Below are 19584 nucleotides of genomic sequence, written 5' to 3' on the forward strand. Positions count from 1 at the left end.
CCGAGCACACCCGGTTGAATCCCCGTCATGAGCACCCTCACCGACCACGATCTCGAGTTCCTCCGCCGTCCCCTGCACGGCTTCCTGACCGTCGCCGCCGGGCCGCGGCCGCCGCAGCCCCGGCCGGTGTGGTTCGAAGCGACCGACGAGGGCACGATCCAGCTGTTCACGTCCCCGGACTCGGCCAAGATCCGCCAGCTGCGCGAGGATCCGCGCGCGTCGATCGTCGTCGCGGCGCCGGTCGGGGAACCGGAGCGCTGGGTGTCCGTCGCCGGGCGCGTCACGATCGAGGCCGACGGCGGGCACGACCTCGCCCGCAGGCTCGCCGAACGGTACTGGGACCTCAGCACCTCCGAAGCGCAAGCCGGGGCGAAGATGCTGCAAGACCTCCCCCAGGTCCGGGTCGTGATCCACCCGGAGAAGGTGCACCGCTACGCGTTCTGAGCGCTCCGGGCGCGGATCGCCTGCACCAGCAGCACCAGGCCGCAGATCACGCAGACGGCTTCGGTGATCACGCCCCAGTATTCGTACTGGCTGTTGAACTGGTCGCGCACGCCGTAGAAGCCCACCGTCACCGACAGCAGGTAGGCCAGCAGCGTCACGCCGCCGAAGCCCAGCGTGAAGAACGCCGGCAGCCAATGCCGCCAGGCGAGCAGCGCGATCGCGATCGCCACGCCGGCGATGCCGTTGACCAGAAAAAGCGGCCCGACCACCGGGATGTCCGCGTAGCCGCTGCCCCAGTAGAGGTAAAAGTGGATCGCCGCGGAGCCGGCCAGGCCCGCCGCGCCCAGCACTCGCATCCAGGTGGTCAACATGGGCGGCTCCTTCCGTGCGCAACGCCGAATACCGACTACACGCACGGAACACCGCGGCGGTTCACCGGCGCCCGGAGCCGTCCCGATTCGTTGCACAGGGCATGACTGCCGAACTTCACTCCCGCCGTTCCGCCCTCGTCTCCGGGGCGGCCGCCGCCGTCGCTCTCACCGCTTGCGGGAGCGGCGGCGGCTCCGGACAGGCCCCGCCGAAAGCGGGCGGAAAGGTGCTCGCACTGGCGGAAGTGCCGGTGGGCCAAGCGAAATCCGCGAAAACCCCGGACGGGCAGGAAGTGCTCGTGGCACAGCCGGAACCGGGAACGGTCGTGTGTTTCAGCGCTGTCTGCACGCACCAGGGCTGCACGGTGGACCCGCCGCGCAACGGTCAGGCGAGCTGTCCGTGCCACGGTTCGGTGTTCGACGCGCTGACCGGCGAAGTGAAGAAGGGCCCGGCGAGCCAGCCGCTGTCCAAAGTGGCCGTGAAGATCGAGAACGGCGACGTCGTCACGGCGTGACCCGAACCGCCCTTTGTGGACAGTCGCGGTCCACAAAGGGCGGTGCCGGTCAACTGTTCCAGGTGAACAACTCGTCGCCGGCGGCGACCGTGCGCCCGCCTTCGAGGCCGGCGAGCACGTCGGCGGACGCGTCAAGCCCGACGACGGGGACGATCGGCGAGTAGCCCTTGGCGGCGACCGCTTCGGGGTCCCAGCCCACGACCGGCTGGCCCGCCCGCACCTTCTCGCCCTTGACGACGTGCAGGGTGAACCCCTCGCCCTTTTCCTTGACCGTGTCGATGCCGAGGTGCACGAGGACCGCGCGGCCGTCCTCAGTGGCCACGACGTACGCGTGCGGGTGCAGCGTCACCACGGTCCCGTCCACCGGGGCGACCGCGTCCGCGCGGCCGCCGGACGGCTTCACCGCGATGCCCGGGCCGACCATCGCCTCGGCGAACACCGGGTCGGGCACCTCGGCGATCGCGACGACCTCGCCCGCGACCGGGCTCAGGATCGGCAGGCTCACATCAAGTCCTCGATGTCGCTGGCGATGGTGTCCGCCTCCGGGCCGACGATGACCTGGACCGCCGAGCCCATCTTCACGACGCCCATCGCACCGGCGGCCTTGAGCGCCGCTTCGTCCACGGCGGACATGTCCTCGATCTCGCACCGCAGCCGCGTGATGCAGCCCTCGATCTCGATGACGTTGTCCGCGCCGCCGAGCGCCGCGAGAATCTTTTCCGGCCTGTCATCCGCCATCGCGGCCTCCTCGTATCCCGTTGGTTTTCCACTCGGAACAGGTGCGCTCCGCCACCATTACTACGCCGTTTGCCGCCTTGCCGAGCGAGCCCGGCCACGAACGGATAACGGTGGTTGACACCTGCTCTCGCTGCGGAGCATCCTGCCCCATCAGATCATTGGTCTAGACCGGAACGTACCAATCTTCCGGCGCGGACGCGAGCACCGGCCCCGGTGCGCGACAAGCGAGGGAGGGCGACACCGAGATGAGTGCGGCCGCGCACGTTCCGCCGCCCGACCCCGCCGAGCGCGTGGTCAACGGGCCGACCCCGAAGCACGCCCAGCTGCGGGAGATCCTGCGCCGCCTGGTGGAGCGCGAGCTCCCGCCGGGCTCGCCGATCCCGTCCGAGCGCGAGCTCGCGCAGCACTACGGCGTTTCGAGGCTCACCGTCCGCTCGGCGATCGGGAAGCTCGTCGAGGAAGGACTGCTGGCCCGGGTCAGGGGCAAGGGCACCTTCACCGCCGCCCGGCGGATGGAACTGCAGGTGTACCTGATGTCGTTCACCGACGACATGCGCCGGCGCGGGCTCACCCCGACCACCGAAGTGATCTCGACCTCGACCGAGGTCCCGCCGGTGACTTCGGCGCACGCGCTCGGCCTCGCCGAGGGCGTGCCCGCGCACCGGCTCGTGCGGCTGCGGCGCGCCGACGGCGTTCCGCTGGCCGTGGAACGCGGCTGGTACCACGCGGGCCGGACCCCCGGCCTGCTCGACCTCGACCTGACCCGTTCGCTGTACGCCCAGCTGGCCGACGCGTTCTCGCTCCGGCCGGACCACGCGTACCAGACGGTCTGGGCCGAATCCGCGGACCGCGAGACGGCGCGCTTGCTCGGCATGCGCACCGGCAGTCCGCTCCTGGTGTTCCGCCGGGTCTCCAGCTCCGGCGGCGAACCGGTCGAGGACATGACGTCCTGGTACCGGGGCGACCACTACCAGGTGACCATGCAGCTGGACCGGAACTCCCCGGGTTCCGGCGACCAACCCCACAATGGAGGTATCCGATGAGCGCCACCACCGCGGCTGGGGCCAGCGGGAAGAAGAAGGGCGGCGGCCTCGCCGGGCTGCAGCGCTTCGGCCGCAGCCTCATGCTGCCGATCGCGACCCTGCCCGCCGCAGGCATCCTGAACCGGCTCGGCCAGGACGACGTCCTGGGCAAGGACGGCCTGAACTGGGGCAAAGCAGCCGACGTGATCGGCGCGGCGGGCGGCGGCATCTTCGACTGGCTGCCGCTGATCTTCGCGATCGGCATCGCGGTCGGCTTCGCCCGCAAGGGCGACGGCTCGACCGCCGTCGCGGCCGTCATCGGCTGGGTCGTGTTCAACAAGGTGATCCAGGCGATCGCCCCGATCAAGAGCCAGCAGGGCTACAAGCCCGGATGGGACCTCGCGCCGGTCCACTGGCCCTACAGCGTGCTGACCGGCATCGTGTCCGGCATCGTGGCGGCCCTGCTGTGGCAGCGCTACCACCGGATCAAGCTGCCGTCCTGGCTGGCCTTCTTCGGCGGCCGCCGGTTCGTGCCGATCATCACCTCGCTCGCGATGATCGTCCTCGGCGTGATCTTCGGCCTGCTGTTCAAGTACGTCGACCAGGCGATCACCTCGGCGGGCGAAGCGGTCATGGGCTCGCCGGTCGTCGGTGGCGGCATCTACGGCCTGCTCAACCGGCTGCTCATCCCGGTCGGCCTGCACCAGCTGCTGAACGTGCCGGTGTGGTTCATCTTCGGCGGCGGCGACCTGAACAACTTCTTCCACCACGTGCAGGGCTCCGGCGCGTTCATGACCGGGTTCTTCCCGATCATGATGTTCGCCCTCCCGGCCGCGGCGTTCGCCATCGTGCACACCGCGCGTCCCGGCCAGCGCAAGCTCGTCGGCAGCATCATGATCTCGGCCGCGCTCACCGCCTTCGTCACCGGCGTCACCGAGCCGATCGAGTTCGCGTTCATGTTCGTCGCGTGGCCGCTGTACATCTTCCACGCGGTGATGACCGGCATCTCGCTGGCGGTCTGCAACGCGCTGGGCATCCACCTCGGCTTCTCGTTCTCCGGCGGCGCGATCGACTTCGCGCTGAACTCGTCGCTGGACACCGCGCACAAGGCGTGGCTGCTGATCCCGATCGGACTCGTGTTCGCCGTGATCTACTACGTGGTGTTCCGCGTCGTGATCACCAAGTTCAACCTGCGCACGCCGGGCCGCGAGGACGACTCGATCGAGGGCGACCTCGAGCGCACGGCCGCCAAGTAACACCCGAAAAACAGCAAGAGAGGTACCCCATGCCGGAGAAACGCGTCACCGTGGCCAGCAAGGTGGGGCTGCACGCCCGGCCGGCCGCTCTGGTCGCCAAGGCGGCCGCGGCCCAGCCCGTGGCGGTGCAGATCGCCAAGGACGGCGGCGAACCGGTGGCCGCCGGCAGCGTCCTCAACCTGATGACTCTCGCCGCCGCGTACGGCGACGAGGTCGTCATCAGCGCCGAAGGCGACGGCGCCGAGGCGGCGGTCGAGGCCGTCGCCGAGCTGGTCGCCACCGATCTCGACGCTCAGTAGCGATACCGCTCCACGGGGAAATCACGAACCGTGCGGGGCGCCGGAACTTCCGGGGCCCCGCACGGTTCGCCGCGTCCGGGCACTGCGAACCGGTCGCCCGGCGGGCCCTATTACGCTGGCGGGCATGGAGAGTCTGCGCCTGATCGACGAATGGCCAGTGGACAACGCCGCGGCCGGGGTGGTCTCCGCTTCCGGCGAGGTGCGCGGACGCCACGGCGACCCGGCCCGCCCGTTCCGGCTCGCGTCGGTCACCAAGCTGCTCACCGCCTACACCGCGCACATCGCGATCGAAGAGGGCGTCGTCGAGCTGGACACGCCCGCCGGGCCCGAGGGCTCCACCGTCGCGCATCTGCTCGCGCACACCTCCGGGCTCGCTTTCGACGCGCACAAGGCGATGGCCGAACCGGGCACGCGCCGGCTGTACTCCAACGCCGGGTTCGAGGAACTCGCCGACGCGCTGGCCGAGCATTCCGGCATCGCGTTCGCCGAGTACCAGCGGGAAGCGCTCTTCGAACCGCTGGGCATGACGTCGACCCGGCTGGACGGCTCCCCCGCCGCGGGCGCGGTGTCCACAGTGGACGACCTGCTGCGGTTCGCCGCGGAACTGCAGGCTCCGAAGCTGCTCGCGCCGGAAACCCTCGGCGCGGCCACCGAAATCGCCTTCCCTGGCCTGAACGGCGTGCTGCCCGGCTTCGGGCACCAAAAGCCGAACGACTGGGGCCTCGGCTTCGAACTGCGCGACCACAAGAGCCCGCACTGGACAGGCGCGAACAGTTCGCCGCGCACGTTCGGCCACTTCGGGCAGTCGGGCACTTTCCTGTGGGTGGACCCGGAAGCGGGCCACGCCTGCGTCGCGCTCGCCGACCGGTCGTTCGGACCGTGGGCCGCGCAAGTGTGGCCGCCGTTCACCGACGCCGTGCTGGCGGAACTCTCCGCGTGAGACTCCGGTTGGCGCTGGCCGCGCTGCTGCTCGTCGCGAGCTGTTCCGCACCGGCCGCGCAAACCTCAGCGCCGCAAGCATTGCCCGCACCGGACGCGCCGCTTCCGTTGGGCACCAACGGCGCCGCGGCGCCCAAGCTCGACTGGGCACCGTGCCACGGCGGTTTCCAATGCGCGACCGCACCGGTTCCGTTGAGCTACCGCGAACCTGGCGGCGCGAAGCTGAATCTGTCGGTGATCCGCCTGCCCGCCACCGATCCCGCACACCGCGTCGGATCGCTGGTGATCAATTTCGGCGGGCCCGGCACCGACGGCGTCGGCGAGCTGCTGCGATTCGGCCCGCGGTATCCGGAGGAGCTGCGGGCCAAATTCGACCTAGTGAGCTTCGATCCGCGCGGAATCGGCGGCAGCGCCCCGGTGCAGTGCCCGGGGACGCCTCCTGCGGCCGGGTCGCCGTTGCGGGACAGCGCGGCGTTCTGGGCTGCCAGCGCGGCCGTCGGCAAGTCGTGCGCGGCGGGCACCGGAGCGGAGTTGTCGCATCTGTCGACCGCGAATGTCGCGCGGGACATGGATTTGCTCCGGCAGGCGCTGGGCGAGCAGCAGCTGAACTTCTACGGCTATTCCTACGGCACGTATCTCGGGGGCACCTACGCGAACCTGTTCCCCGGCAAGCTGCGCGCGATGGTCCTCGACGGGACGCTCGACCTCGTCGCGAACGCCACCGGACAGCCGGGACAGCAGCACAAACCGGTCGACGTGCGCGCCGACGTCGCGACTGCTCAGCAACAGGAACTCGAAGCGTTTTTCGCCGCCTGCGCCGCGGCTGGGCCGGGCAAATGCGCGTTCGCCGGCGGTGACTTGAAGCAGAAGTTCGCCGCGGTGTTCGCCCGGCTGACGCACGGTCCGGTCGGCGGCATGACGGTGTCGTCGCTGATGGAGACGATCGACCGGGCGCTGTACCAATCCTCCCGATGGCCGCGGCTGGCGAAGACGCTCGCCGCGCTCGTGCCGTCCTCGCCGGTATCCCCCGCACCAGTGCTCGACCCGCGGGTGCCGACGCATTCGCCCGGATTTCTCGCCGTGCAATGCCTGGACAGCGAACTCCCGCAAGACACCGCCGCGTACGCCGGACTCGCTGCCGCGGAAGCGAAACGGCAGCCGTATTTCGGGATCGCGCCGGTGTTTTCGATGGCGCAGTGCGTCGGCTGGCCCGCGCACGACGAGGACCGGTACCTCGGCCCGTGGAACCGCCCGCGCCCGCATCCGATCCTGATCCTGGCCAACCGGAACGACCCGGTCACCCCGCTCGCCAACGCCCAGGCCACCGCACGGGAACTCGGCGACGGCCGCGTGGTCGTGGTGGACGGCGCCGGGCACACGACGCTCGACGTGCCGAGTACGGCCGCTTCCGCGGCGATGGCACGGTATTTCACCGATCTGACCGTGCCGCCGGACGGGACGGTTTACCCGCCGGAGGCCCGGCCGTTCCCCTAGCCGTTCAGCACGTTGATCGGCTTGCCCGCCTGGAACGCCGCGATGTCCTCCACCGCGCCGCCGTAGAAAACCTCGTAGGTCTCCCGGCTCACGTATCCGATGTGCGGCGTCAGGATCGCGTTGTCCAACGTCCTGAGAGGATGGTCCGCGGGCAGCGGCTCCACGTCGTAGACATCCAGCGCTGCTGCCGCGATTTTCTTGTTGCGCAACGCATCCAGCAGCGCCGGCTCGTCCACGATCGGTCCCCGCGAGGTGTTCACCAGCAGCGCGGTCGGCTTCATCGCGGCGAATTCTGCGGCACCCACCAATCCGCGCGTGCGCTCGGACAGGACCAAATGGACCGAAAGCACGTCGGCCCGCGCGAACAAGTCCTCTTTGGACACCGCGGTGACGCCATGCTCGGCCGCCCGCTCCGGAGTGAGATTCTGGCTCCACGCGATCGGTTCCATCCCGAACGCCTGCCCGATGCGCGCGACCTCGGACCCGAGCCTGCCGAGCCCGAGCAGGCCGAGTGTCTTGCCCCGCAACGCCATCCCGAGGCCGACCTGCCAGCCGCCGTCGCGCATCGACCGGAATTCCGCCGGCAGATTGCGCGCACCGGCCAGGATGAGCGCCCACGCGTGTTCCACCGTCGGCGAGGCGAGCGCGCCGGTCGCGGACACCACCACGCCGCGCCGCTTGGCCGCGTCCAGATCGATCGCCGCATTCCGCCGACCGGTGCTGACCAGCAGTTTCAGCGCGGGCAGCCGGTCGAGCACCGCGGCCGGGAACGGCGTGCGCTCGCGCATCGCGACCACGACGTCGAACCCGGCCAGCCGGGCCACCACGTCGTCCGGCCCGGAGAACGGCTCGGTGAACACCTCGATCTCCGCCCCGAGCGGCTCCCAGTCCGCACACTGGAGAGCCACGTTCTGGTAGTCGTCGAGGATCGCGATCTTCATGCCGCCCACCGTACTCCGCCGATTGTCGCTGATCCGGCCACCGCCAAGGCCGCAGGGCCGGCTCGCGGATCCCGTGCCGTCAGCTGAAAACCAGCCGGCCAGGCCGTTAGGAAATCGGCAACGGCAGAATGTTCCCGCTCGCCTCGCGCAGCGCCGCTCGCATTTCCTCGCGCGGCGCCGGGTGTCCGGTGAACTGCTCCGCTTGCCCGAATGCCTGGTGCAGCAACATGTCGAGCCCGGTCGCGAGCCGTCCGCCGCGGCGTTCGACCGCTTCGGCCAGCGGGGTCGGCCACGGGTGGTAGATGACGTCGAGCACGCTGCCGATCCGGGACAGCTCCTCGAGGTGCGGCACGACCGCGTCCGGTGGCACCGTGTTGACCAGCACCGCGGAGCCGTCCGCCAGCTCCGCGAAGTCCGTTTCGGACCAGCGCAGCACGTCCACGGCCAGGCCCGCGCGCTGGGCCGCCGCCACGGTTTCCGCGGCCCGCGCCGGTTCCCGCACCACCAAGCACACCGTCGTGACACCCAACGCGGCCAATCCGACCACCGCGGCCGCGGCGGTCCCGCCCGCGCCGAGCACCACCGCCTGGTCGCTCGCGGAAGGCGAGTAACCACCGGCGTACCGCAGGGCGCCGGTCACTCCGTCGACGTCGGTGCAGTCGGCGAGCCAGCCGTCCGGACGACGCACGAGCGTGTTCGCCGCACCGACCGCGGCCGCGCGCGGGGTGACCTCGGCGGCGTGGTCGAGCGCGGCTCGTTTGCCGGGCATGGTGACCGAAAGCCCGACCCACTCCGGACCGAGACCGTCGACGAACCCGGGCAGCTCGTCGGCGTCCGTCTCGATCCGGTCGTAGGTCCAGCCGTGCAGGCCCAGCGCCGCGAACGCCGCGCGGTGCAGCACCGGCGACAGCGAATGCGCCACCGGCTTGCCCAGCACCGCCGCGCGGCGCGGCCGGTCAGATGACGCCACGTTGCTCCGCCAGGTGCCGGTTCTCGTTGTGCTGGTCGTTCGTGACCGCGAAGCAGGAATGCCCGTCCTTCTCGCATTTCACGAAGTAAGCCCAGTCGCCGGGAGTCGGGCTGACCGCGGCCTTGATCGCGTCCATGCTGGGCACCGCGATCGGCGTCGGCGGGAGACCGTAGTTGGCGTAGGTGTTGTACGGTCCCGCTTTCGCCCGGTCCTCGGGTTTGGTGAGCAGCGTCGGGCGGTCCAGCACGTAGTTGACCGTCGAGTCCAGCTGCAGCCGGATGCGCTGCGCGAGCCGGTTGTAGATCACCCGCGAGATCTTGCCGAAGTCCGGCTTGATCGCCTCGCGCTCGATCAGCGACGCGATGATCAGCGTCTGGTACGGCGACATTCCCGGCCCGGTGTTCTGCGCGGTGAGCCCGGCCGCCTGGATCGTGTCGGCCGACTGCTTCACCAGATCGGTGATCAGCTCGGTCGCGGTCCAGCCGGGTTTCACGTCGTACACGCCGGGCGCGATCAGGCCTTCGAGCCGTTTGTCCTTGCTCAGCGCCTTGCCCGCGTCGGCCAGCGCCCACTCCGGCGCGCCGAACGCCTTGAGGTCGGCGTCCGCGACGGTCTTGCGCAGTTCCTCCACCGGAATGCAAGTGCTCTTGCCGTTCAAGGTCGCGCACGACGCCTTCGACATCAGGCTGAACACGCCCGGCGTGACCTTGCCGCCCGGCTGCGTGATGTCGTCGAACTGCGTGTACGGCCGGATTTCCAGCCGCCCGACCCGCGCCGCGGGCGAGGTGATCAGGTCGACCGCGCCCTCGCCGGACATGTGCTGGCGCAGCAAGTAGTAGCCCTGCTGGATCTTGCTCAGCGCGGTGTTTTCCGCGCCCGCCTTGACGAACGCCCGGGAACTCGCGACCACGCCCGCGTCGGTGAGCTTCGCGCCGATCGCGGACGTCGTGTCGCCCTGTTCGATCTGCACGAGCGCGTCGCCTTCGCCGGGGCCGTCGAAGTCCGCGTAGCCGAAGATCTTCTGGTACCCGAAATAGGCGCCGCCGCTGAGCAGGACGAGCACGAGCACTGCGGCGATCCAGCCGATCGCGCGCTTGCGCTTCTTGCGCGGCTTCTTCGCGGGCGGCTCCTCGGCCGGCGGCTCGGCCCCGTCTTCGGCGGGGTAGCCGTCCTCGTCGTAGCCGTCGTAGTCCTCGTCGTAGTCCTCGTACTCGCCGTATTCGTCGTACTCGTCCTCGAAGAGGCCGTCGATCGGCTGTTCGTCCGGGTGCTCCGGTTCGTGCGCGGCGGGCACGGCCGGGATCACGTCGGTGGGCTGCTCGACCGGCCGGCGACGCGGCTGGTTGCGCGGATCGCGCGGCATCGACGCGTCCGCGAACCGCGGGTCGCGCGGCATGGAAGCTTCGGCGAACCGCGGATCCGGCGGCATCGACGCGTCCGCGAACCGGGGATCGCGCGGCATCGAGGCCTCGGCGAACCGCGGATCCGGCGGCATCGACGCGTCCGCGAACCGGGGATCGCGCGGCATCGAGGCCTCGGCGAACCGCGGATCCGGCGGCATGGAGCCGTCCGGCGGCGGCGCGGGAGCGCGCCGGACCGGGGGCGGCGGCATTTCCGGCGCCCGGCGGCGGCCCGGCGCGGCAGCTTCCGCCGGCAGCTCGACGTCCTCCCGGCGACGACGGCCGGACGGCGGCTCGACGTCGACGGGAGGCGGAATGTCCTCGCGCTGGCGGCGACGGCCGGCGGGCGGCTCGCTCGGCGGCGGTGCGTCTTCGAGACGGCGGCGGCCGGCCGGAGGTTCGGCGTCCACCGGCGGAACGTCTTCGCGGCGACGGCGCCGACCGGCTGGCGGCTCGACATCCGGGACTTCGTCCCCGGCCACCGGCGCCTCGCCTGGCGTTATGCGGCGCGGCCGAGCGCGCGGAAGGTCGTCGGCCGCGTGCGGCGGCAGGTCCCAGTTCTCCGTCGACCGCTTCGGCCGCTCTTGCGGCGCGACCGGACGACGGCGCCGGGCTGGCGGTGCATCGGCGGCCGGGCGACGAGGCGGTTCGGCCGGAGGCGCCGCGTCCGGTGCGACGCGACGGGGCGCTTCGTCAGCCGGACGGGGCGCTCCCTCGGGCGCGCGCCGACGTCCTTCCGCGGCGGGAGGACGCGGCGGACGTCGTCGTTCGCCGGGCGGCATGCCCTCGGCCGCACGGCGAGGAGGTGCTTCGTCTTCAGGCTCGCGTCGCCTGCGCCGTCCCGCCGGAGCTTCGGAACCCGGTGCGGGCTCCGGCATCTCCGGGTTGCCGGGATCGCGCAGCCGACGGCGGCCGCCCGGGTTGCCGGGGCCGCGGGGGTCGGTCATGAGTCGCCTTTCCGGGCGCGGTGCGCGGCGGCGGCGTCGAGCCAGGCTTGCAGGATCTCGACTGCCGCTGCCTGGTCCACCACGGCGCGCTGCTTGCGTCCCTTGACCCCCCGCTGGGACAGCATTCGCGACGCGGTGACCGTCGTCAACCGCTCGTCCGCCAGCCGCACGGGCACGTCCCCCACGCGCCCGGCGAGCTTCTCCGCATACGCGAGCGCGAGGTCCGCGGCCGCGCCCTGCCGGTTCGCCAGCGTCCTCGGCAAGCCCACGATCACCTCGACCACCTCGTGTTCGGTGACGAGGTCGGCAAGCCGGTCCAGATCGCTGTCGTCCTTCGCATCACGGGAGAGGGTAACGAGCGGGCTCGCGAGGACGGGGGCGGGATCGCTCAGCGCGACGCCCACCCGGACAGACCCGACATCGACCGCGAGCCGCCTGCCCCGTCCCGGATCGGACTCGCCGGGCCGATCCGGGCCTCTCCGGGGATTAGCGGCCAACGTTCGCGACCGCCGCGCGCAGCGCCGTCACGGCCTGCTCCGCGCCCGCCGGGTTGCTGCCGCCGCCCTGGGCCATGTCCGGCTTGCCGCCGCCGCGTCCGCCGATCGCCTCGGCGAACGACGGGACGAGCTTGCCCGCCGCGATGCCCTTGTCGCGCGCCGCGGAAGTCGTGGCGACCACGAAGGCCACCTTCTCCCCCGAGGGCGCGAACAGCGCCACGACGCCGGCGCGGTCGCCGAGGCGGCCGCGGATGTCGGAGGCGAGCGCGCGCAGGCCGTTGCCGTCGACGTCCGGCACGACCTCGGCGACCACCGAGACGCCGTTGACGTCCTGCGCCTTGTCCGCCAGCGCGCCGGCCGAGCCGAGCACCTGCTTCGTGCGCAGCTGCTCGATCTCCTTCTCGGCGTTCTTCAGCCGGGTCAGCACGTCCTCGATCCGGCCGGGCAGTTCGTCGGACGGCACCTTGAACGTGTTCGCCAGCTGCGACACGAGCAGCTGCTCCTTGCGGACGTGCTTGAGCGCGTCCGGCCCGACCAGCGCCTCGACGCGGTGCACGCCGGAGCCGACCGACGCGTCCGACACCAGCTTGACCAGTCCCAGCTGGCCGATCCGGCCGACGTGCGTGCCGCCGCACAGCTCGCGCGAGTACTCGCCCATGTCGACGACGCGGACGTCGTTGCCGTACTTCTCGCCGAACAGCGCGACCGCGCCCAGTTCGAGCGCCTTGTCCTTGGTCGTGGTGTAGCTCTGCACCTCGACGTCGGTCTGCAGGTAGTCGTTCACTTCCTGCTCGACCTCGGTGAGGATGTCGGTCGACACCGCGCCCGGCGTGGTGAAGTCGAACCGCATCCGGCCCGGCGCGTTGAGCGAACCGGCCTGCGCCGCGCGCTTGCCGTACGCGCCGCGAACGGCCGCATGCACCAGGTGCGTCGCCGAGTGCGAGCGCTCGATCGAAAGACGGCGGTTCGCGTCCACCGATCCGGTGAGCCGGGTGTCGATGCCCACCTCGCCCTGGGTCACCTCGACGCGGTGCACGAACAGGCCCGGCACGATCTTCTGCACGTCGAGCACCTTCAGCTCGACGCCGTCGCCGACCAGCACGCCGGTGTCGGCGATCTGCCCGCCGCTCTCGGCGTAGAACGGGGTGCGGTCGAGCACCAGCTCGGCCTTGCGGCCCGCGCCGACGCTGCGCACCGGCAGGCCGTCCTCGAGCAGGCCGACGACCTTCGCGTCCGCCTGCAGCTCGGTGTAGCCGAGGAATTCGGTCTCGCCGTGCTGCTCCAGCACCTTGCGGTACTCGGACAGGTCGCCGTGGCCGCTCTTGCGCGCCGCCGCGTCCGCCTTGGCACGCTTGCGCTGCTCCTCCATGAGCGTGCGGAAGCCCGCCTCGTCTACGGTCAGGCCCTGTTCGGCCGCCATCTCCAGCGTCAGGTCGATCGGGAAGCCGTAGGTGTCGTGCAGCTGGAACGCCTTGTCGCCGGCGAGCACGTCGCCGCCGCCCTTCTTCGTCTCGGCCGCGGCCAGGTCGAAGATGCGCGAACCGCTGGTGAGGGTGGCGAGGAACGCCTCCTCCTCGACGCGCACGACCTCGGAGATCCGGTCGAAGCCGCTGACCAGCTCCGGGTAGGTCGGGCCCATGGTCTGGCTGACGACCTTCGCGAACTCCTGCAGCACCGGCTCCTGCACGCCCAGCAGGCGCGTGGAGCGGACGATGCGGCGCAGCAGCCGGCGCAGCACGTAGCCGCGGCCGTCGTTGCCCGGGGTGACGCCGTCGCCGATCAGCAGCACGCCGGTGCGCGCGTGGTCGGCGATGACGCGGAAGCGCACGTCGTCGGCGTGGTTGGCGCCGTAGCGGCGGCCGGAGAACTCCTCGGCGCGGCCGATCACCGGGCGCACCAGGTCGGTCTCGTACACGTTCTCGACGCCCTGCAGGATCGTCGCGACGCGCTCGACGCCCATGCCGGTGTCGATGTTCTTCTTCGGCAGCTCGCCGATCGGCGGGTGGCCCGCCTTGGGGCTCAGGTCGCCGCGGACGTCCTGCATGAAGACGAGGTTCCAGATCTCGATGTAGCGGTCCTCGTCGGCGACCGGGCCGCCCTCGCGGCCGTACGCGGGGCCGCGGTCGTAGTAGATCTCCGAGCACGGGCCGCCGGGACCGGGCACGCCCATGTCCCAGTAGTTGTCCTTGCCGTCGCGGACCTGGATCCGGTCGCTGGGCAGGCCGGTGAGCTTGCGCCACAGCCCGGCCGCCTCGCTGTCCTTCTCGTAGACGGTCGCCCAGATCCGGTCCGGGTCGAGGCCGAAGCCGCCGTCGTCCTGAGACTTGGTGATCAGCTCCCAGGCGTTCTCGATCGCGCCTTCCTTGAAGTAGTCGCCGAACGAGAAGTTGCCCGCCATCTGGAAGAACGTGTTGTGCCGGGTGGTCTTGCCGACCTCGTCGATGTCCGGCGTGCGCACGCACTTCTGCACCGAGGTCGCGCGCGGGTACGGCGGCGGGGCCTCGCCGAGGAAGTACGGCTTGAACTGGACCATGCCCGCGTTGACGAACAGCAGGTTCGGGTCGTCGAGGATCAGCGGGGCACTCGGCACGCGCGTGTGGCCGCGGCTTTCGAAGTGGCGCAGGAAACGGTCAGTGATCTCGTGTGTGTCCACGGGTGAAGTCCTTGTGCTGAAGACCCGGCTTCGGCCGGGAAAAGGAAACAGGGGGTCGGAGGCGGCGGAAGGCGCGCGGAGATCAGCCCTCCGCCCGGCGAGCTCGCCGGGCGGGGCGACGTGCCGCGTGCCTGCCCGCGCCCGCAGGCGGCGCGACGGCGGCGGTCCGCTCCTCGACCATGTCGTGCAGCTCCTGTTCCCGTTCGTTCATCCCGGCGCGCACCTCGGCGCCAAACGAACCGACGGCGCCCGCGAGTTCCCGCACGGCGTCGCCCAAGTTCGATGCTAGCCCGGCCGGCGTGGCCTGGCGAGCGGTTTCGCTCGCCTTGCGGCTCAGCGCGACCCCGGCGACGACCCCGACCCCGAGCCAGAACAGCCGCTTCACTTCTTCCCCCGGCGGGCCGGGCGCTGCGCCTTGGAGGCCTTCGCTTCCTGCTTCTTGCGGCGCGCGCGGATGGCCTTGCTGAGCCCGTAGGACAGCGCGGCGGTCTTCACCAGCGGGCCGCCGAGCGTCGCGGTGAACACCGACGAGAGCGCGGACACGTTGCCGCTCACCGCCTGTGCGTTCGCGGTGATCCCGTCGACCCGCTCGAGCTGCGAGTTGACGTGCGTGATCGTCTCGTTGGCCCCGATCAGGATCGGGTCGCTGTTCTCGTGCGCCTTGCGGATCGCGATCGTCGCCTCGTCCAGCGTGCGGCCGAGCTTGAGCAGCGGGATCGCCAGCAGCAAGACCAGCAGTACGAAAGCTCCTGCGGCGATCAGCGCGGCGATCTGCCCTGCCGACACGGGCCCTCCTCGGGTGGTGCGGGGTCTTAGGTGGTGTGAGGTTACCGCCTGCGGCGCTTCTCGGCGGGGACCCCCCGCCGCAGCGGTCACCCAGCGCAGTCGCCGTTCGCGGAAAACCGTTCGCGAAGGCGCGCCGGGGCTGGTCTCCTACAGCCCATGGACTCCTCGAACGGACGCGGCCCGCTTCCCCGCGTGCTGGCCGGGCCGGGCGGCGCCGCCGCCGACGTGCTCGCCGGCCTTCCCGGCGCGGACCTGACGACGCTGCAACTGGAAGTCGCCCGCCGCCGGGCCGCGAAACTGCGCGGACCGGACGTCCTGCGCCGCTACCGCGAAGACCGGTTCACCACCCCCGCGCCCCTGCCGTTCGAGGTCTTGCGGCGCGCCGAAGACGCTCTGCTTTCCGCCGCGCCGCCGGAATTCGAACGGGTGACCCTCTCCCCGGTGACCCCGCTCGGCACGCATTCCGCCGTGGCCGGACTAGCCCAGCACCGAGTCGTCCCGACCGGCCGCGGCACGGAAGTCGCCGCGGACCCGACCAACGGACTCGCACTGGAAGCCGCGGTCCGCCGCACCGGTTCCTCGCCGGTGCGTCTCGCCACCGTGCAACGCGTCGTCCGAGCCCAGCCTCCGGCCCCCGGGCTCTTCGCGCACTTCTCCCTCTTCGCCGCCGTCACCGCCGGTCGCGACCGAGGCAACCTGGCCTTCGAACGTGAACACCTGATCGAGCACGCGCGCCTGCTCACCACCGCCGTCCGCGCCGCCGGCGCAAGCTCCGCGGGCTTCGAAGTGACCACATTGGACAGTCGGTTCGCCGATTTCGCCGCCTCGGTGCGAGCCGCGTTACCCGACGTCGCCGTCTCGGACGCCCCAGACCGCGCCGTCGGCCGCGATTACTACTCAGGCCTCTGCTTCACCGTCACCGCCGACTTCGGCACCGGACTGGCCCCCGTCGGCGACGGCGGCTTCACCCCGTGGACCGCACGGCTGCTGGGAAACGCGAAGGAACGCCTGCTCATCTCCGGCATCGGCGTCGACCGGGTCGCGTCGCTGCTCAACGCTTGACGATCCCCTCGTACACCGCCGCCATGTCGTCCTCGCCGTGCCCCGCCTCGACCGCGGCTTCCAGATGGGCCAACGCGGCCGCCGCCCCGCCGACGTCGATCGCCTCCCCCGCCGCCTCGACGACAAGCCGCGCGTCCTTGGCCGCGAGCGACGCCGGGAAGCTGGCCGGGTACTCGCCGGACAGCATCATGGGACCCTTCGCTCGCGCGTAAGGCACGTCGAACCCAGTGCCGCTCATGACGTCGAAGAACAACTGCGGATCGACCCCGAGAACCTTCGCGAGGGCGAGACTCTCCCCGGTACCGTTGGTGAGCGCGAGAATCCAAGCGTTCATCACCAGCTTGAGCCGCGTCGCCGTGCCGGGTTCAGTGCCGAGCCAGCGAGTCGTGGACCCGATCGCGTCGAACACCGGAGCCGCACTGTCGCGCACGTTGTCCGGCCCAGCCGCGAGCACCTGAAGCTGCCCTTGTTCGGCAGGCCCCTTCGTCCCCATCACCGGACAATCGACAAACGGCACCCCGGCCGCGACGGCCGCCTCCGCGAGCCGATCCACCCACTCGACGCCGACGGTGCTGGTCTGCAGCCAAATCGTCCCCGCTTCAAGCGAAAGCCCGCGAAAAACCTCCTCGACCGCAGGCCCGTCCGCGAGCATGGTAACGAGAAAATCGGCCCCCTCCACCGCTTCGCCGGGCGACCCCACCACGGTGACGCCCTCGGAAACAAGCGACTCAGCCTTGGCCCGAGTACGGTTCCAAGCCCGCACGCTCACCCCAGCGCGAGCAAGATTGGCAGCCATCGGACGGCCCATGATTCCGGTGCCAAGAAATGCGACAGTGGTCATCCGGCCATCGTGCCGCCCACCACGGGAATCGGCAGCCTCAGCGCCCGCACCGCACCTGCCCCACTCCCGGAACCGGCGCCATCCCGTGAGGACCACCTTCACGGCCCCCAGAGTCCCCTCAGGTCCCCCCTCACAGCCCTAAAACCGCACCGCTGCACCCACCCCTCCCCCGACTAACCGCAACCGCTGCACCCAAAAAGCGAGGCGCCCAGCCCCTCCCCCACACCCCGATACGAAGCCTCCCTGCGGTTCGGGGGTGCTTGTCAAGGCATCTTTCCCGCCTTGACAAGCACCCCCGAACCGTCAGCACAATCAAGCTTCGGGGTGCCCCACGCAACCAATGGCGGCGCAATGTCGCCCGCCAGGGCGACGAGCCGTCCCAAGGACCTCACCCACTCAACACCGCCCCGCCACCCCGCCCAGCAACCAACTCCTCAAACCCAGGAAACTCCCCCGGCTCCACCGCCCGCACCACCCCGCCCCGGCACCCCCCGCCACCCCGCCGAACCCGAACAGTCACATACCCCGCCCGCAGCCCGCCGTCGTGCCAATGCGAAACCCCGGCCGGAACCGTCAGCACATCCCCCGGCTCGCACAACACCGCATGCACCTCCCGCCCGGCATGCAGATACCAAACCGCGGCCCCCTGAACGAAGAACCGCTCCTCGACCCCACCCCACCGACGCTCCACCAGCGAAGGCTCCCCCGCAGCAACCTCCACCGAACAATCCCCGCCGACCCGAGCGTCAAGCACCTCCCGATACCGAGCCAGCCAATCCTCGTCGGAGCCGTCAAGCAGGGGCCACCGAGCGAACCCAGCCCCCACCCGCCGCAGCTCCGCGACAATCGCCCCGAAATCCTCAGTCCGCAGCACCACATGCCCAGGCTGATCGTCAGGCCAGACGGTCAGCAACGTCATCGCCGCCCCCTCTCCTCGAGAAGGAGCAACCCGCGGCCGACCCGGATGTTCCCGGCTAAACCCGGACCGGCGGCAAAGTGGCGACCTTCACGCCGCCCGGCCCGCTCACCCCTGCCGCTCCCCGCGAATCGTCCGCCGCAGCCGGGGCACCCGCTCCGCCAGCGTCCGCTCCCCGCCGCGCTGGGTGGGCTCGTAATAATCCCGCCCCACCAGCTCGTCCGGCGGATACTGCTGGGCCAGCACCCCCTCCGGCACGTTGTGCGGGTACCGGTATCCCTGGGCGTTGCCCAGCTGCTTGGCCCCCGCGTAGTGCCCGTCGCGCAGATGCGGCGGCACAGTCCCGATCTTCCCCGACCGGACGTCGCTCAACGCCGTGTCGATCGCCGTCACGACCGCGTTCGACTTGGGCGCGGTAGCCAGGTGGATCGTCGCCTGCGCCAGCGCGAGCCGCCCCTCCGGCATCCCGATGAACTGCACCGCGTGCGCCGCCGCCACCGCGGCCTGCAACGCGGTCGGATCCGCCAGCCCGACGTCCTCGCTCGCGTGCACCACCAGCCGCCGCGCGAGGAACCGGGGGTCCTCCCCCGCCTCGATCATCCGTGCCAGGTAGTGCAACGCCGCGTCGACGTCCGAGCCGCGGATCGATTTGATGAACGCGCTGATCACGTCGTAGTGCTGGTCGCCGTCGCGGTCGTAGCGCACCGCCGCTTTGTCCACAGTGGACTCGACTACGGCCAGGTCGATCGTCTTGTTCTCCGTGGCGGACGCGGCGTCCGCGGCCGCTTCCAACGCCGTGAGCGCACGACGCGCGTCGCCGCCGGCGAGCCGCACGAGGTGCGCCCGCGCATCGTCGGTCAAGGTGAGCGCACCGCCGAGCCCGCGCTCGTCGGTCAGCGCGCGCTCCAGCACCGCGACGATGTCGTCGTCGGTGAGCGGCCGCAGTTGCAGCACCAAGGACCGCGACAACAGCGGCGACACGACCGAGAACGACGGGTTCTCCGTGGTCGCCGCCACCAGCAGCACCGTCCGGTCCTCGACCGCGCCGAGCAGCGCGTCCTGCTGGGTTTTCGAGAACCGGTGCACCTCGTCGATGAACAGCACGGTGTTCTCGGTGTTGTACTGCCGGCGCCGCCGCGCCTCCTCGATGACGCCGCGCACCTCCTTGACGCCCGCCGAGAGCGCGGACATCGCGACGAACCGGCGTCCGGTGGCGATCGACACCAGGTTCGCCAGCGTGGTCTTGCCGGTGCCGGGCGGGCCGTAGAGCAGCACGGACGCCGGGGCGGCCCCCTCGACCAGCCGGCGCAGCGGAGCCCCTTCCCGCAGCAGGTGCTGCTGGCCGACCACCTCGTCGAGCGTGCGCGGCCGCATCCGGACCGCGAGCGGCGACGTCGCCGGGTCGGCCTGCGGTTCGGCCTGGTTCGCTCCGGAGGGTTCCGGCGGCGGCCCCACGTCGGGGTTCACCGTGAAAAGTTCGTCCTGTGCCACACCGA

At 71.0% G+C, this 19584-nt stretch carries 21 protein-coding genes; 8 read left to right on the plus strand and 13 right to left on the minus strand.

What is annotated here, in order from left to right; genetic code table 11:
- The first annotated feature begins 27 nt into the window (after window positions 1-27).
- Window positions 28-444: a pyridoxamine 5'-phosphate oxidase family protein gene (locus tag F9C12_RS10770; protein WP_409465766.1), complete on the plus strand. Its 417-nt coding sequence runs from the start codon at window positions 28-30 to the stop codon at window positions 442-444.
- On the opposite strand, the gene F9C12_RS10775 is transcribed toward F9C12_RS10770, so the two are convergent.
- A complete protein-coding gene (locus F9C12_RS10775) occupies window positions 432-815 on the minus strand; it encodes a hypothetical protein (protein WP_409181842.1) in 384 nt (127 codons plus the stop codon). The genes F9C12_RS10770 and F9C12_RS10775 overlap by 13 nt on opposite strands.
- Window positions 816-916: 101 nt before the next feature.
- Between F9C12_RS10775 and F9C12_RS10780 the strand changes: the two genes are divergently transcribed.
- The gene (locus F9C12_RS10780) at window positions 917-1327 is read left to right on the plus strand and encodes a Rieske (2Fe-2S) protein (protein WP_409465767.1); all 411 of its coding nucleotides are present in this window, start codon (window positions 917-919) and stop codon (window positions 1325-1327) included.
- Window positions 1328-1376: 49 nt separating this feature from the next.
- Here F9C12_RS10780 and F9C12_RS10785 read toward each other — a convergent pair whose 3' ends face one another.
- Both F9C12_RS10785 and F9C12_RS10790 read right to left on the minus strand, forming a co-directional pair.
- The gene (locus tag F9C12_RS10785; protein WP_409181844.1) at window positions 1377-1832 is read right to left on the minus strand and encodes a PTS glucose transporter subunit IIA; all 456 of its coding nucleotides are present in this window, start codon (window positions 1830-1832) and stop codon (window positions 1377-1379) included.
- On the minus strand, window positions 1829-2065 hold the full coding sequence (locus F9C12_RS10790; RefSeq protein WP_101434597.1) for a glucose PTS transporter subunit EIIB: 237 nt from the start codon (window positions 2063-2065) through the stop codon (window positions 1829-1831). Before F9C12_RS10790 ends, F9C12_RS10785 begins: the two co-directional genes overlap by 4 nt.
- Window positions 2066-2310: 245 nt before the next feature.
- On the opposite strand from F9C12_RS10790, the gene F9C12_RS10795 reads away from it, so the two are divergent.
- The 5 genes from F9C12_RS10795 to F9C12_RS10815 all read left to right on the plus strand — a co-directional run bounded on the left by F9C12_RS10795 (window position 2311) and on the right by F9C12_RS10815 (window position 7075).
- Window positions 2311-3108, plus strand: a complete 798-nt coding sequence (locus tag F9C12_RS10795; RefSeq protein WP_409181845.1) for a GntR family transcriptional regulator — start codon at window positions 2311-2313, stop codon at window positions 3106-3108.
- Complete coding sequence (locus F9C12_RS10800) at window positions 3105-4343, plus strand: PTS transporter subunit EIIC (protein WP_409181846.1); 1239 nt, start codon at window positions 3105-3107, stop codon at window positions 4341-4343. Before F9C12_RS10795 ends, F9C12_RS10800 begins: the two co-directional genes overlap by 4 nt.
- Window positions 4344-4372: 29 nt before the next feature.
- The gene (locus F9C12_RS10805; RefSeq protein WP_033291653.1) at window positions 4373-4642 is read left to right on the plus strand and encodes an HPr family phosphocarrier protein; all 270 of its coding nucleotides are present in this window, start codon (window positions 4373-4375) and stop codon (window positions 4640-4642) included.
- Between the two features lie 124 nt (window positions 4643-4766).
- Entirely contained in the window at window positions 4767-5582 is an 816-nt protein-coding gene (locus F9C12_RS10810; protein WP_409181847.1) for a serine hydrolase domain-containing protein, read from the plus strand.
- Window positions 5579-7075, plus strand: a complete 1497-nt coding sequence (locus F9C12_RS10815; RefSeq protein WP_409465768.1) for an alpha/beta hydrolase — start codon at window positions 5579-5581, stop codon at window positions 7073-7075. Before F9C12_RS10810 ends, F9C12_RS10815 begins: the two co-directional genes overlap by 4 nt.
- Here the strand turns inward: F9C12_RS10815 and F9C12_RS10820 are convergent.
- The 7 genes from F9C12_RS10820 to F9C12_RS10850 all read right to left on the minus strand — a co-directional run bounded on the left by F9C12_RS10820 (window position 7072) and on the right by F9C12_RS10850 (window position 15269).
- Window positions 7072-8016, minus strand: coding sequence for a D-2-hydroxyacid dehydrogenase family protein (locus F9C12_RS10820; RefSeq protein WP_409465769.1), 945 nt, complete (start codon window positions 8014-8016; stop codon window positions 7072-7074). The two genes, F9C12_RS10815 and F9C12_RS10820, sit on opposite strands and share 4 nt — an antisense overlap.
- A 106-nt stretch (window positions 8017-8122) precedes the next feature.
- Window positions 8123-8953, minus strand: a complete 831-nt coding sequence (locus tag F9C12_RS10825; protein ID WP_409466990.1) for a shikimate dehydrogenase — start codon at window positions 8951-8953, stop codon at window positions 8123-8125.
- A gap of 19 nt (window positions 8954-8972) precedes the next feature.
- Entirely contained in the window at window positions 8973-10796 is a 1824-nt protein-coding gene (gene mltG / locus F9C12_RS10830) for an endolytic transglycosylase MltG (protein WP_409465770.1), read from the minus strand.
- A 533-nt stretch (window positions 10797-11329) separates the two neighbouring features.
- Window positions 11330-11830, minus strand: coding sequence for a Holliday junction resolvase RuvX (gene ruvX / locus F9C12_RS10835; protein WP_409181852.1), 501 nt, complete (start codon window positions 11828-11830; stop codon window positions 11330-11332).
- On the minus strand, window positions 11820-14483 hold the full coding sequence (gene alaS / locus F9C12_RS10840; protein WP_409465771.1) for an alanine--tRNA ligase: 2664 nt from the start codon (window positions 14481-14483) through the stop codon (window positions 11820-11822). The genes ruvX and alaS overlap by 11 nt, the downstream gene beginning before the upstream one ends.
- Before the next feature lie 82 nt (window positions 14484-14565).
- Window positions 14566-14868, minus strand: a complete 303-nt coding sequence (locus F9C12_RS10845; RefSeq protein ID WP_409181854.1) for a hypothetical protein — start codon at window positions 14866-14868, stop codon at window positions 14566-14568.
- The gene (locus tag F9C12_RS10850; RefSeq protein WP_409181855.1) at window positions 14865-15269 is read right to left on the minus strand and encodes a DUF948 domain-containing protein; all 405 of its coding nucleotides are present in this window, start codon (window positions 15267-15269) and stop codon (window positions 14865-14867) included. Before F9C12_RS10850 ends, F9C12_RS10845 begins: the two co-directional genes overlap by 4 nt.
- Window positions 15270-15425: 156 nt before the next feature.
- Here F9C12_RS10850 and F9C12_RS10855 point away from each other — a divergent pair, with 156 nt between their 5' ends.
- Window positions 15426-16331 (plus strand): hypothetical protein, encoded by a 906-nt coding sequence (locus tag F9C12_RS10855; RefSeq protein WP_409465772.1) that lies wholly within the window; start codon window positions 15426-15428, stop codon window positions 16329-16331.
- Here the strand turns inward: F9C12_RS10855 and F9C12_RS10860 are convergent.
- The 3 genes from F9C12_RS10860 to F9C12_RS10870 form a co-directional block, all read right to left on the minus strand.
- Window positions 16321-17172 carry an NAD(P)-dependent oxidoreductase gene (locus F9C12_RS10860; protein ID WP_409465773.1) on the minus strand — a complete coding sequence of 284 codons (852 nt, stop codon included), beginning with the start codon at window positions 17170-17172 and terminating at the stop codon, window positions 16321-16323. The genes F9C12_RS10855 and F9C12_RS10860 overlap by 11 nt on opposite strands.
- Before the next feature lie 388 nt (window positions 17173-17560).
- Window positions 17561-18091 carry a cupin gene (locus F9C12_RS10865; RefSeq protein ID WP_409465774.1) on the minus strand — a complete coding sequence of 177 codons (531 nt, stop codon included), beginning with the start codon at window positions 18089-18091 and terminating at the stop codon, window positions 17561-17563.
- A 105-nt stretch (window positions 18092-18196) separates the two neighbouring features.
- Window positions 18197-19579 carry a replication-associated recombination protein A gene (locus tag F9C12_RS10870; RefSeq protein WP_409181859.1) on the minus strand — a complete coding sequence of 461 codons (1383 nt, stop codon included), beginning with the start codon at window positions 19577-19579 and terminating at the stop codon, window positions 18197-18199.
- Between the last annotated feature and the right edge of the window lie 5 nt (window positions 19580-19584).

Origin of the sequence: Amycolatopsis sp. GA6-003, from assembly GCF_046267895.1 — a bacterium.
Classification (GTDB): domain Bacteria; phylum Actinomycetota; class Actinomycetes; order Mycobacteriales; family Pseudonocardiaceae; genus Amycolatopsis.

Bases quoted from the DNA above. Each gene is read 5' to 3' on its own strand.
- F9C12_RS10770 (WP_409465766.1), top strand. From the start codon at position 28: ATGAGCACCCTCACCGACCACGATCTCGAGTTCCTCCGCCGTCCCCTG.
- F9C12_RS10775 (WP_409181842.1), bottom strand. From the start codon at position 815: ATGTTGACCACCTGGATGCGAGTGCTGGGCGCGGCGGGCCTGGCCGGC.
- F9C12_RS10820 (WP_409465769.1), bottom strand. From the start codon at position 8,016: ATGAAGATCGCGATCCTCGACGACTACCAGAACGTGGCTCTCCAGTGT.
- F9C12_RS10790 (WP_101434597.1), bottom strand. From the start codon at position 2,065: ATGGCGGATGACAGGCCGGAAAAGATTCTCGCGGCGCTCGGCGGCGCG.
- F9C12_RS10805 (WP_033291653.1), top strand. From the start codon at position 4,373: ATGCCGGAGAAACGCGTCACCGTGGCCAGCAAGGTGGGGCTGCACGCC.
- F9C12_RS10810 (WP_409181847.1), top strand. From the start codon at position 4,767: ATGGAGAGTCTGCGCCTGATCGACGAATGGCCAGTGGACAACGCCGCG.
- F9C12_RS10795 (WP_409181845.1), top strand. From the start codon at position 2,311: ATGAGTGCGGCCGCGCACGTTCCGCCGCCCGACCCCGCCGAGCGCGTG.
- F9C12_RS10780 (WP_409465767.1), top strand. From the start codon at position 917: ATGACTGCCGAACTTCACTCCCGCCGTTCCGCCCTCGTCTCCGGGGCG.
- F9C12_RS10855 (WP_409465772.1), top strand. From the start codon at position 15,426: ATGGACTCCTCGAACGGACGCGGCCCGCTTCCCCGCGTGCTGGCCGGG.
- F9C12_RS10860 (WP_409465773.1), bottom strand. From the start codon at position 17,172: ATGACCACTGTCGCATTTCTTGGCACCGGAATCATGGGCCGTCCGATG.
- F9C12_RS10865 (WP_409465774.1), bottom strand. From the start codon at position 18,091: ATGACGTTGCTGACCGTCTGGCCTGACGATCAGCCTGGGCATGTGGTG.
- F9C12_RS10800 (WP_409181846.1), top strand. From the start codon at position 3,105: ATGAGCGCCACCACCGCGGCTGGGGCCAGCGGGAAGAAGAAGGGCGGC.